This is a genomic window from Kribbella sp. NPDC043289 (assembly GCF_056436705.1).
Genome location: NZ_JBWKCB010000001.1, coordinates 1,180,604 through 1,193,007 on the forward strand (window position 1 = coordinate 1,180,604; position 12,404 = coordinate 1,193,007).

The following is a 12,404-nucleotide window of genomic DNA, read 5'->3' on the forward strand; positions in this document are numbered from 1 at the left end:
CATCAACCTCCAAGTCGGGTACGCCGGCGGGTCGCCCGTCGCCAAATGGCTCGCTGTGCGGGAAGTCCGGCGATCGCCACAGCCGTCAGAACCGTGACGTTGAGGAGGAGCTGGAGGGTCGCGCCCCAAGCCTCACTACCGCTGCCGAACGCGAGCGACACCCCGATGTCGGCCGCCGCGGGGATGGTCGTGACCGAGATGAACACCCCGATCAGCGTGCTCGATCTGGCCTCGGTGACTGAGACAACGCCCACCACCCCGGCCAGCAAGGCGACGATCAGGGAGAACCAGTTGGGGGTGTTGATCAGACCGGACACCGGCCGGATTCCGAGCGCGTAGGCCTTCGGCTGTAGGTTCGCCCAGCGGATCACCGCGGACAACGCGAGCGCGGCGATCACCGCGAGGGCGAACCCGACGGCCAGGGCGGCCGCGGCGTGCCGGACCCGGGTGGCGTCGTGGCGGGTCACGCCGAAGGCGAGGCTGAGGATGGCGCCGTACTCCGGCCCGACGAGCATGGCTCCGACAATCAGGATCTGCGAGTTCGTCAGGATCCCGACGGCACCGATCAGGCTCGCGATGACGAGCAACCCGAACCAGCTCGGCGGGTAGATCCCCCCGAGCCGGATCCGGGCCTCGACCTCGGCCCACACCGGCGCGAACTGCTGGAACCGCAGTCGACCTGCCGGGACATCGTCGGTGAGCGCTGAGACCGAGGCGTCGATGTTCTCGAGCGTGATCGTCCCGTGCTGCTCCACGCCGAGCTCGCGCAGCCGCTCGATGACGTGGTCGGCTGCGGCCTGCTGGACGTCGAACTGGACCGCGTCCCCGTCGGGCTTGCTCACCGCGGATCGGAACACGGCCAGGTTCATCACCGTCGGCTCCGCGCGCAGCACGGGCACCACCGCATCGGTGATTTCGGGTGGACTGACGACCCGCAGATGAATCATTGCGGCCAGCATCAGGCCGCGGCTGCACCGCTCCATCACCCCAAGTGGATGAAGGACCCATCGCCATCCACGGCGAACCTGGTCACTCTGCGTCTTCCACCACGCCTACATGCGGCGACAGGTAGGAGTCCGCTTCAGGGGTCACGCTGCCGCGTTTCATCACCCAGGTGATCCAGCGGTTCTGATCCTCGTCGTCGTACACGTGCAGCAGCCCGTACGACCACGGGGCGATCCCGGCGATCCGCTGGAACACTTCGATCACGTCACGCTGGCGGTGATTGCGGAGGCCTGCCAGCCACAGGTGGGCCGAGCCGTTGGCGATGCGGAGATCCGCGACCTGCAGGTCGTTGCGCAGGTCGGCGATCTCCTTCTTCACCGCGTCGTACGTCACGTCGGTCAGGTCGTCGGCTGCTCCGTCGTACCCGTCCTCGGAATCACGCAGCGTGGCCCACCCGTGGTACTCGAACATCTACCAGCCGCGCTTGCGCCATTCGGCGATGTTGGGGCGGTCGGTGCCGAGGGTGGTGTCGGAGCCGTGGCCGGGGTAGACCCAGGTTTCGTCGGGGAGCTGGTTGAAGAGCTTGGCCTCGACGTCGTTGACGAGGGACGTGAAGCGCTCGGCGTCACCCTGCGTGTTGCCGACGCCGCCCGGGAAGAGCGAGTCGCCGGTGAACAGGTGCGGGGCGCCGTCCGGGTCGTCGTACAGGAGCGCGATCGAGCCGGGGGTGTGGCCGACGAGGTGGATGACGCGCAGGCTGCACTGGCCGACCGCGATGTGGTCGCCGTCGTCGACGAGCTGGTCGGTCGGGACCGGGATGCCCTCGGCGTCGTACCGGCCGGCGACTGTGGTGGCGCCCGTGCGGGCGACGACCTCCGCCAGCGCCTCCCAGTGGTCCTGGTGGCGGTGCGTGGTGACGACCCGCGCGAGGCCGCCGTCGCCGATCAGCCGGAGCAGCGTGTCTGCCTCGTTCGCGGCGTCGATCAGGACCTGCTCGTCGGTCTGCCGGCAGCGCAGCAGGTAGGCGTTGTTGTCCATCGGCCCGACCGCGACCTTGGTGATCATCAACCGGGCCAGCTCGTGTGTCTGTGCCGGTCCGCCGACCTTGACGTTCCCGTGGTACTCGGGCATCTGCCTTCTCCCTGGATCTCGGTGACTCCGTCGATCCTTGCACTTGCGGCGCCGCGCGTCATGTCGGGTACCGGACAGCCCGTAGCCTGCGCCGACCCGCTTCGTTGATCGAATATACTTTCGAAGGCGATCCCCGGAGCAGGCACCGATTCCGGCGGCGGAAGTTTTTGTCGGTGGGCCTCGTTAGCATGACGGGGCCAGTGAGAGAACCACCCGGATACCCCCTCGAGAACGGCTGAGAGTGAGCTTGTGTCTGACCGTCTGATCGTGCGCGGAGCGCGTGAGCACAACCTGAAGGACGTCTCGGTCGACCTGCCGCGGGACGCCATGATCGTCTTCACCGGCCTGTCCGGGTCCGGGAAGTCCAGCCTGGCCTTCGACACGATCTTCGCCGAAGGCCAACGGCGGTACGTCGAGTCGCTCTCGGCGTACGCCCGGCAGTTCCTCGGGCAGATGGACAAACCCGACGTCGACTTCATCGAGGGGCTGTCACCGGCCGTCTCGATCGATCAGAAGTCCACCTCACGCAACCCGCGTTCGACCGTCGGCACGATCACCGAGGTCTACGACTACCTCCGGCTGCTGTTCGCGCGCGCCGGGCGTCCGCACTGCCCGGAGTGCGGCGAGCCGATCGCGCGGCAGACCCCGCAGCAGATCGTCGACCGGGTCCTCGAGCTCGAGGAGGGCACGCGGTTCCAGGTGCTCGCCCCGGTCGTCCGCGGCCGCAAGGGGGAGTACGTCGACCTGTTCCGCCAGCTGACCGGTCAGGGGTTCTCCCGGGCCCGCGTCGACGGCGAGACGATCCAGCTCACCGAGCCGCCGAAGCTCGACAAGCAGAAGAAGCACAGCATCGACGTCGTCGTCGACCGGCTCGCGGTGAAGGGCTCCGCGAAGCAGCGGCTGACCGACTCGGTGGAGACCGCGCTCGGCCTGGCCAGCGGTCTGGTCGTGCTGGACTTCGTCGACCTCCCGGAGGACGACGCGCACCGTGAGCGCCGCTTCTCCGAGAAGCTCGCCTGCCCGAATGACCACCCGCTCGCCATCGACGAGCTGGAGCCGCGGTCGTTCTCCTTCAACTCGCCGTACGGCGCCTGCCCGGTGTGCACCGGTCTGGGCACGCGGATGGAGGTCGACCCGGAGCTCCTGGTCCCGGACCCGTCGAAGTCGCTCGACGAGGGCGCGATCCAGCCGTGGTCCGGGCAGAACGTCTCGCAGTACTTCGAGCGGCTGCTCGAGGCGCTCGCGAAGGACCTGAAGTTCCGGACCAGCACGCCGTTCGGTGAGCTGCCGGCGAAGGCGAAGAAGGCGCTGCTCACCGGCCACGACAAGCAGGTCCACGTCTCGTACCAGAACCGCTACGGCCGCGAGCGCTCGTACTACACGACCTTCGAAGGCGTGATCCCGTACGTCGAGCGCCGGCACGCGGAGGCGTCGAGCGACACCGGGCGGGAGCGCTTCGAGGAGTACATGCGCGAGGTCCCGTGCCTGGCTTGCAACGGCGCGCGGCTGAAGCCGATCTCGCTCGCGGTCACCCTCGGTGGGAAGAACATCGCGGAGATCAGTGCGATGTCGATCGACGAGGTGCACGACTTCCTGGTGCAGATGGAGCTGTCCCCGCGGGAGAAGCAGATCGCGGAGCGGGTGGTCAAGGAGATCGGCGAGCGGCTGCGGTTCCTGCTCGACGTCGGTCTGGACTACCTGGCGCTGAGCCGGCCGGCGGGTTCGCTGTCCGGTGGCGAGGCGCAGCGGATCCGGCTGGCGACGCAGATCGGTTCGGGCCTGGTCGGCGTGCTGTACGTGCTCGACGAGCCGTCGATCGGTCTGCACCAGCGGGACAACCGGCGGCTGATCGAGACGCTGGTCCGGCTCAAGGAGCTCGGCAACACGCTGATCGTCGTCGAGCACGACGAGGACACCATCGACCACGCCGACTGGGTCGTCGACATCGGCCCCGGCGCCGGTGAGCACGGCGGCCAGGTCGTCGTGTCCGGCACGGTCGAGGACCTGCGCAACCACCCGGACTCGATCACCGGTGCCTACGTCTCCGGCCGCCGCGAGATCCCGATCCCGGAGGTGCGCCGTCCGCTCACCGAGGGCCGCGAGCTCACGGTGTACGGCGCCCGGCAGAACAACCTGAAGGACATCGACGTGACCATCCCGCTCGGGGTGTTCGTCGCGGTCACCGGGGTGTCCGGCTCGGGCAAGTCGACGCTGGTCAACGACATCCTCTACACGTCGCTCGCGCGGCAGATCTACGGCGCCCGGGCGGTCCCGGGACGGCACACGAAGATCTCCGGCATGGACCTGGTCGACAAGGTGATCCACGTCGACCAGTCGCCGATCGGCCGGACGCCGCGGTCCAACCCGGCGACGTACACCGGGGTCTGGGACCACATCCGGAAGTTGTTCGCGGAGACGCCCGAGGCGAAGGTCCGCGGGTACCAGCAGGGTCGCTTCTCGTTCAACGTGAAGGGCGGCCGCTGCGAGGCCTGCTCGGGCGACGGCACGCTGAAGATCGAGATGAACTTCCTGCCGGACGTCTACGTCCCGTGCGAGGTGTGCCACGGCGCGCGGTACAACCGCGAGACGCTCGAGGTGCACTACAAGAGCAAGACGGTCGCGGACGTACTGGACATGCCGATCGAGGAGGCGTCGGAATTCTTCGCGGCGATCCCGGCGATCTCGCGACACCTGAAGACGCTGGTCGAGGTCGGCCTCGGGTACGTCCGGCTCGGGCAGCCCGCGCCGACGCTGTCCGGTGGTGAGGCGCAGCGGGTCAAGCTGGCATCCGAGCTGCAGCGCCGCTCGACCGGCCGCACGGTGTACGTGCTGGACGAGCCGACCACTGGTCTGCACTTCGAGGACATCCGGAAGCTGCTCGGTGTTCTGAGCGGCCTGGTCGACAAGGGCAACTCGGTGCTGGTCATCGAGCACAACCTCGATGTCATCAAGACCGCCGACTGGCTGATCGACCTCGGTCCGGACGGCGGTCGCCGCGGCGGCACGCTGGTCGCGGAAGGTACGCCGGAGGAGGTCGCGGCGAACCCGTCGTCGTACACCGGTCAGTTCCTGGCCGAGATCCTTGAGGGCCGGGCAGCGAAGCCGAGCGCGAAACAGGCGGCAGTCGCGGCGAAGGCCCTGCCGGCCAAGAAGGCGCCTGCCAAGAAGGCTGCGGCGAAGAAGGTTGCGGCGAAGGACACGGTGGCGAAGAAGACCGCCGCCAAGAAGGTCGCGGTGGCGAAGAAGGCCCCGGCGCGCAAGACCGCGGTCAAGAAGACCGCGGCGACGGCCCGGAAGCGCACCGCCGGTTAGTCGTGAAGTGTGATCCCGCAGCGTCGGGATCACAGTTCAGATCGTTGCCTGATCGGGCAATTGTTGTTGCTCACAGCAATGTCTCGGCAGGGTTCGCGTGGCGTAGTTCACAGTCGCGTCACGCGGACCTTTCGATCCTGATCGAAAGGGTCCGTGGGCCGGTCTGCCATTCAGGTCTTGACCTGTTTCTCCGACTATCGTGGCGCTGCGGCGCAACCACACTGTCGAAGGAGAAATCGTGACCGGACGCTGGGACATGGGTCAGGACACCCTGAGCCAACTGGCCAAGAAGACCTCGACCGGAACCCAGGACCTCGGCGGCCTGGTGAAACAACTCGTTGCCGCCGCGCAGCCGCTCGAAGGCAAGATGAACGGTGCCGGTAAGGCGATGTTCGACTCCTTCAAGGGCAACGTCGACGGGATCGCCGCCGACCTGAACGCCGGCCTCGCCGCGATCAACCAGGGACAGTCCGGGATGGACACGGCGTTCCGCACCGGTGACAGCGACATGGCGGACACCGCGAAGAAGAACCAGGGCGCGGCTGACTTCAACTCCGCCAAATTCGGCAAGCGCTGAGAGAGGAACCCGCAATGGCGAACCGCAACAGCTACGACACCGCGGCCTCGGGCGAGGTCCAGACGACGATCCACAACCTCTCCGGCCAGATCACCGCGCTGATCGCGGCGCACAAGCAGAACGTGACCGCCGCGCTGTCGGACGCGTCGGCCAGCGGCGTGACCGAGAACTACCGCGGCGTCGAGGACCGTTTCAACAAGGCGGCCGACCAGACCCTGGCGATCATCAAGTCGCTGAAGGACACCCTGTCGCAGAACGACGCCACCGCCGCCGCGACCTTGAAGAAGGCGGGCGCAGCGGTCGACAACATCGGCGGCTGACCGCCGAGTTCAGCGTCACCGTCCCGGACGTTCCCCTGACGGGGCGCGTCCGGGCTCGTTGTGGGCCGGATCCGGCTGATCGGAGGAAAGACAGTGGACTGGGACATCAACATCGCGGGCGTGAACGAAGTACTCCAGAAGACGGTGACGGCCGCGGAGCCGTTCGACGGCTACGCGAAGTCGTACGGAACGTCGCTCCAGGGGCTCGCGGAGGGCCTGAACTGGCAGATGTTCTCCGTGGTTGCCGCGTCGCTGGGGGAGTACGCCCAGCACTGGGGTCCGAACCTGGAGTCTGCGGCGAAGCAGGTCGGCGCCTCGCTGACCGGCGCGCAGAACGCGGTCAAGGCCTACATGGGCGGCCAGGAAGAGATGGCGCTGCGAGCGCAGCAGGCGGCACAGAACGGCGTGATCCCGGACGTGCCGGGCGGCGGGGGCGCAGGAAGGAACAGGGCGGTATGACGGACCAGGACCCGGCATCGGTGGTGCCGGACGACGTAGCGCAGGCCGGGCGCGTGCGACTCGCGGAGTGGTTGACCGCGGAGTCGTCGGATCCCGACAACTCGGCGACGGCCGAGGACCTGGCCGAGTGGGCGGCGTACCAGGCCGAGGAGTACCTCGTGTTCGTCCCGCCGGGCTACTCGAACCTGATGTTCCTGGTCGCCGACCACGGCATCAGCTCGTTCCAGCCGAGCCTGCAGTCGCTCGACGCCGCGATGATCGCGGCCCGGCCGCAGTCCTGATCGACTCCTGATCGACGCGCCGTACGCCGTACCCCACGCACCTGTTGACCCCCGTGTGACTGAGGACTGAGCTGCCATGATCAAACCCGAAGGCATCCCGATCGCCGATCTGACCAGGATGATCCAGACGATCGATGCTCACGACCAGGCGCTGCGGGACCTCGGGCCGAAGTTCACGCAGCTCGGCCAGACCGTGAACAGGACGTTCAAGGGCCTGGACGGCAACTATCAGGCGCCCGAGAAGTACCGCCTGATCGGCTCGACGCAGATCATCGAGACCAAGCTGAGCGAGTTCGGGCCGACGCTGCCGCAGGTCGCGGGACACCTGCGCAACCTGGCCGGCGCGGTGCAGGAAAAGCTCACCCAGCTGACCAACATCCGCACCGAGGCGTACGACTGGCACCGCCGGAAGAACGGTAATCCGGAGTGGCAGAACGATCAGGACATGATCGACGACAACAACCGGATGGTCAAAGACGTCACCCGCATCATGCAGGAGGAGATGCCGACCATCTGCTTCAACGCGGCGAACGCGATTGCCCGGTTGTACGGCGGCAAACCCTGGGACGTGAAGACCGGCCAGCGGGAGGGCGACCCGCCGCCGCCGAAGCCGGACGAGGACAAGGAACCGGATCCGCCCGCGTGGGGTACCGAGGAGGAGCGGGACAAGCCGTGGTGGCAGGACTGCCTCGAGTTCCCCGTGAACGCGGTCGTCGGCGTGCTGACGGTGGTCGGCGAGACGGTGCAGAGCATCCTCACGCTGATCCCGGTGCTGCCGGCGCTGGGCTCGATCGGTCCGCTGCGGGACTTCATGCACGACAAGCTCGGCTGGGACATGCCGACCTGGCAGCAGGCGGGGGATTCCTGGAAGGGCCTCGGGATGATGGTCGCCCAAGTGGTGACCGCGCCGTACCAGTTGGCCTGGGCGGCGTTCGATTCGGTGACCGGCCTGAACACCCGGCCGGACGCCGTGAAGGAGTTCGGCGAGCAGGGCCTCAACATGGGCAAGGAGATGCTCAAGGGGTTCGTCGCCTGGGACGAGTGGAGCAAGAACCCGGGCAAGGCCTTCGGGATGGCGCTCACGAACATCGTCGCGACGGTCGCCAGCGGCGGTAGCGCCGGTGCGGTGAAGACCGCGGCGATGGCCGGCAAGTTCGGCGCGGCCAGCATGACGGTCGCCAAGGTCGCCGGGGTCGCCGAGAAACTGCAGATCGGCCGGGCCGCGATGCACGACGCGGCGCTCGGGGCGGTGTCGAAGATCCCGAAGGTCGGCAACGTCGTCAACGGGATGTCGAAGATCCCGATCGTTGGCGAGACCTTCAAGATGCAGAGCGTGCCGAAGGTCGGCGTCGACGTACCGTCGGTGGAGGGCGGGCATGTCGACGTACCGTCGCACGGCACGCCGGACACGCCCCACGTGACGCCGGCGAGCACGCACACGCCGACGGTGGACACCCCGTCGGTCCACACCCCGACCGTCGAGTCCCCGACGACACCGGTCTCGCACGCGGACCCGGGCACGACGTCGCCGGTATCGCACGCCGACCCTGGTACGTCGTCGCCTGCGTCGCACGCTGATCCTGGTACGACGTCGCCCGTATCGCACGCTGATCCGGGGACCGCGTCGCCGGGATCGCACGCGGATCCTGGTACTACGTCGCCGAGTTCGCATGCTGAGCCTGGTACGTCGTCGCCTGCGTCGCACGCTGATCCTGGTACGACGTCACCTGCTTCGCACGCTGATCCGGGGACGGGTTCGCCGACTTCACACACGCCCGGTCAGCCGACGACGCATTCGCCGGGCACGACGCACACCCCGGAGTCGACCAACACACCTGGCGCGGGCACGCACACTCCCGAGAGCACCCACACTCCCGGCGCGACCCATACTCCGGAGTCCACGCACACGCCTGCCGCGGGCACGCACACGCCGGAGTCCACGCATACGCCGAATTCGACGCACACACCCGAGCCGGGAACTCACACGCCCGAGTCCATGACGCATGCGCCTGAGGCAGGGACACATACGCCGGGCACGACGCATACGCCAGAGGCGGGCACACACACCCCGAACACCACGCACACGCCTGAGGCGGGCACGCCCACCCACACGCCCGCGGCGGGCACGCACACGCCGAGCACCACGCACACTCCCGAGCCAGGGACGCACACCCCGAACACGACGCATACGCCTGAGCCTGGGACGCACACGCCGAGCACCACGCATACGCCTGAGCCTGGGACGCACACGCCGAGCACCACGCATACGCCTGAGCCGAGTACGCGTACCCCGGGTACGACGCACACGCCCGAGGCGGGGACGCACAGCCCAACGCGGACGCCTGAGCCGGGCACGCGCACACCCGAGTCGACGCATACGCCGGAGTCGACGCACACGCCCGAGGCCGGTACGCAAACCCCGGGTACGCGCACGCCGGAGCCGGGGACGCACACCCCGAGCACCACCCACACTCCTGAGCCCGGGACGCATACGCCCGACTCGACGCATACGCCCGAGTCGACGCACGCTCCCGACTCGACGCATGCGCCGGACGGGACGCCGGCGGGTGCGCGTACACCGGACGTGGTGGCGCCGCCCGCGGTGCATCCGGGGGTGGCTGGTCATGGCACGCCGGGCGGGCATCGCGACGTACCGCACGAGCCGAACCAGCCGCACCGTCCAGGGCAGGAGTCGCGTCCCGACGCGCCGCGGCGGGAGCACGACGACCCGAACGGCCCGAAGCACGACGACGCCAACGACCCGAAGTACGACGACCCGAAGGTGCGGCAGGAAGAGATCGACCGGCTGAAGCCGGATCACCTGCGCGATCAGACACCGCCCGAGCGTCCGTACCCGGCGCACTCGGACCCGAACCGCCCGCAGGACCCGAACGCCAACCCGAACGACACCCAGGTCGACGGGCGGAACTTCCTGCCGCGGGACCCGCACGATCCGCGCCGTCAGACTCTGCGTGCGTCGATCGGCGACCCGCCCGAGGGCAGCATCCAGAAGTGGGTCGGGCACGTGAACCCGGATCACGGCCGGGGCTCCGAGTTCCAGATGAACTGCGCGGACTGTTCGCGCAAGACGGCGTCGATCCTGAACGGCGACGTACCGGAGCTGGCCAACGGACGGAACTTCGCCCGCGGCGAGATGCCCGAGCCGACACTGGAATGGATGGGCCTGAAGGACTTCAAGCCCGGCCACAAGCTGTCGATCGAGCGCTCGAACCTGAACCCGAGCGAGTTCACCGAGGCCGCGTTCCGCACCGTGCACGACGCGCTGGCCGGCCGGCCGCCGGGCACGCACGCGAACGTGTTCGTCCGCTGGCACTCGGGCAACCCGAACATCCCGGGCGGCGGCCACGTGCTGAACGCATTCGTCGACGACGGGGGCGTCGTACGGATCGTCGACAGCCAGCCGCCGGGCGGGCTGGTCCACCGGCCGGTCAACCCCGACGGGTCATTCGACAACCCGTACAAGCACGTCGACCCGAACGGTGGCACCCGCGAGGTCCACATCACCGACATGCAGTTCGCCGTCCGGGAACGCGGCGGCCACTGGGAAGGCGTCCCCGCCGACCCCAACACCCCACCCCGCTACGTCCCCCCGCCCAAGGACGCCCCCAACCCCACCCCAAACACACCGGGAGCGGGCACCCCAGGCTCAGGCACGCCTCGCACAAACGCCGCCGACCCACACACTCCGGGCCAGCACACCCCAGAGCCAGGTACGCCGGGCTCGGGCATCCCGGAGTCGCACACGCCGGGTTCGCACACGCCGGAGCCGGGTACGCACACGCCGGAGCCGGGTACGCACACGCCGGAGCCGGGTACGCCGGGCACGCCCGGCACGCACGCCGACTCGCACACTCCGGGTACGAACACCCCAGATAGCAGGCATGCCCCGGAGTCGCACACGCCGGAGTCGCACACGCCGGAGTCGCACACGCCGGGAACGGGCACGCACGCGGACTCGCACACCCCGGGTACACATACCTCGGACAGTCATGCCCGGGACACGCACACCCCGGAGTCGCATACCCCGGAGTCGCATACCCCGCAGTCGCATACGCCGGAGACGCACGCTCCGGACGCGCACACCCCCGACACCCACACTCCTGAGACGCACGCCCCCGAGACGCATGCTGGTGGGCGTGGGGATGGTGGGGAGTACGGGGGGCACCGCGGGAACGGGGAGGATCCCTTCGCCGGCTCGGAGTTGGCGGATCGGGGGTTCCGGGCTTCGGCGGCGGACCACCGGGCGTTGACGCAGAGGGGTGGGATGGAGCCCCGGAAGCTCGCGGAGATTCGTGAGCGGCTCGGGCGGGAGCTCGGGGACCCGAACGCGCTGACCGAGAGCGAGGTGACGTCGCTCGAGCGGATGCTGATCGGTCACGACCATCAGGACATCAACGACGCGTTCCGGGCCGGCGATCGCTCGGTCGAGCGGAACCCCGTCGCGCGGGTGGCAGCGTCGACGCTGAACAAGTTGCCCGACTTCCGCGGCGAGATCCAGCGCGGGTTGAGCTTCGATACGGTGGACGATTTCGAGAGGTTCCTGAACCGCTACCGCCCGGGTCAGACGGCGAAGGAGCCGGCGTTCACGCACTCCGCCAAGGGCGCGGAAGGTGCGGAGGACTTCAGCGGCGGGCAGTACTCGGCGGGTCGCGTCGTACTGCACATCGACTCACGCCACGGCAAGGACCTGTCGTTCATGCGGGACCCCGCAGTCGGCATCGACGAGGTGGTCCACGGGCCGCACTCGCCGTTCTACCCGACCCGGATGGTCAAGGACGAGGAGACCGGCGTCTGGCACATCCACGTCCGCGACCACGGCGGTCCTGGCGAGGTGTCACCGGAGTTCCGCGACCCGATCGTTCTGGAGCGGCCGACGCGGAGCACGTCACCGCAGACTTCTCACAACCCGTTCGACCCGCCTCAGCAGCCGTGGACCCCGCCGCAACCCCACACGCCGGCGGCGCGTCCCCAGCCCCAGTACAGGCCGAGCGAGGCGCAGCCGTCATACAACCCCGGACAGCCGTCGTACGGTCCGGGTCAGCCCTCGTACGGTCCGGGCCAGCCGCACGCACCCGGTCAGCCCGAGAACCCCTTCGGCCCAGGCCAGCCCGAGCAGCCGCACGCTCCGGGTCAGCCGCAGCAGCCGTACGGCCCGGGTCAGCCGAACCAGCCGTACGGTCCCGGGCAGCCGGGTCAGCCGCAGCAGCCGTACGGCCCGGGTCAGCCGAACCAGTCGTATGGTCCGGGTCAGCCGCATGCTCAGGGTCAGCCGAACCAGCCGTACGGTCCCGGGCAGCCGGGTCAGCCGCAGCAGCCGTACGGCCCGGGTCAGCCGAACCAGTCGTATGGTCCGGGTCA

General features: G+C 68.8%; 9 protein-coding genes. 6 read left to right on the forward strand and 3 right to left on the reverse strand.

Features of this window, described 5'->3' with window-relative positions:
• Window positions 1-2: 2 nt before the first annotated feature.
• From AC0662_RS05560 to AC0662_RS05570, 3 genes are read right to left on the reverse strand one after another with little or no spacing between them, the layout of a single operon-like run.
• Window positions 3-983, reverse strand: a complete 981-nt coding sequence (locus tag AC0662_RS05560; RefSeq protein WP_478298752.1) for a DUF389 domain-containing protein — start codon at window positions 981-983, stop codon at window positions 3-5.
• A 46-nt stretch (window positions 984-1,029) separates the two neighbouring features.
• Window positions 1,030-1,416 carry an Imm7 family immunity protein gene (locus AC0662_RS05565; protein ID WP_478298754.1) on the reverse strand — a complete coding sequence of 129 codons (387 nt, stop codon included), beginning with the start codon at window positions 1,414-1,416 and terminating at the stop codon, window positions 1,030-1,032.
• Window positions 1,417-2,076 (reverse strand): MBL fold metallo-hydrolase, encoded by a 660-nt coding sequence (locus AC0662_RS05570; protein WP_478298756.1) that lies wholly within the window; start codon window positions 2,074-2,076, stop codon window positions 1,417-1,419.
• Between the two features lie 249 nt (window positions 2,077-2,325).
• Between AC0662_RS05570 and uvrA the strand changes: the two genes are divergently transcribed.
• The 6 genes from uvrA to AC0662_RS05600 all read left to right on the forward strand — a co-directional run.
• A complete protein-coding gene (gene uvrA, locus AC0662_RS05575; protein WP_478298758.1) occupies window positions 2,326-5,388 on the forward strand; it encodes an excinuclease ABC subunit UvrA in 3,063 nt (1,020 codons plus the stop codon).
• Window positions 5,389-5,626: 238 nt separating this feature from the next.
• Complete coding sequence (locus AC0662_RS05580) at window positions 5,627-5,965, forward strand: hypothetical protein (RefSeq protein ID WP_452198585.1); 339 nt, start codon at window positions 5,627-5,629, stop codon at window positions 5,963-5,965.
• A 14-nt stretch (window positions 5,966-5,979) separates the two neighbouring features.
• On the forward strand, window positions 5,980-6,285 hold the full coding sequence (locus AC0662_RS05585) for a hypothetical protein (RefSeq protein ID WP_452198587.1): 306 nt from the start codon (window positions 5,980-5,982) through the stop codon (window positions 6,283-6,285).
• Between the two features lie 93 nt (window positions 6,286-6,378).
• The gene (locus tag AC0662_RS05590; RefSeq protein ID WP_452198589.1) at window positions 6,379-6,744 is read left to right on the forward strand and encodes a DUF6507 family protein; all 366 of its coding nucleotides are present in this window, start codon (window positions 6,379-6,381) and stop codon (window positions 6,742-6,744) included.
• Window positions 6,741-7,025: a hypothetical protein gene (locus AC0662_RS05595; RefSeq protein WP_478298761.1), complete on the forward strand. Its 285-nt coding sequence runs from the start codon at window positions 6,741-6,743 to the stop codon at window positions 7,023-7,025. Before AC0662_RS05590 ends, AC0662_RS05595 begins: the two co-directional genes overlap by 4 nt.
• A gap of 76 nt (window positions 7,026-7,101) precedes the next feature.
• The coding region (locus AC0662_RS05600) for a toxin glutamine deamidase domain-containing protein (RefSeq protein WP_478298763.1) at window positions 7,102-12,404 on the forward strand (5,303 nt) is incomplete at its 3' end.

Bases quoted from the DNA above. Each gene is read 5' to 3' on its own strand.
- AC0662_RS05560 (WP_478298752.1), bottom strand. From the start codon at position 983: ATGGAGCGGTGCAGCCGCGGCCTGATGCTGGCCGCAATGATTCATCTG.
- AC0662_RS05565 (WP_478298754.1), bottom strand. From the start codon at position 1,416: ATGTTCGAGTACCACGGGTGGGCCACGCTGCGTGATTCCGAGGACGGG.
- AC0662_RS05570 (WP_478298756.1), bottom strand. From the start codon at position 2,076: ATGCCCGAGTACCACGGGAACGTCAAGGTCGGCGGACCGGCACAGACA.
- AC0662_RS05585 (WP_452198587.1), top strand. From the start codon at position 5,980: ATGGCGAACCGCAACAGCTACGACACCGCGGCCTCGGGCGAGGTCCAG.
- AC0662_RS05595 (WP_478298761.1), top strand. From the start codon at position 6,741: ATGACGGACCAGGACCCGGCATCGGTGGTGCCGGACGACGTAGCGCAG.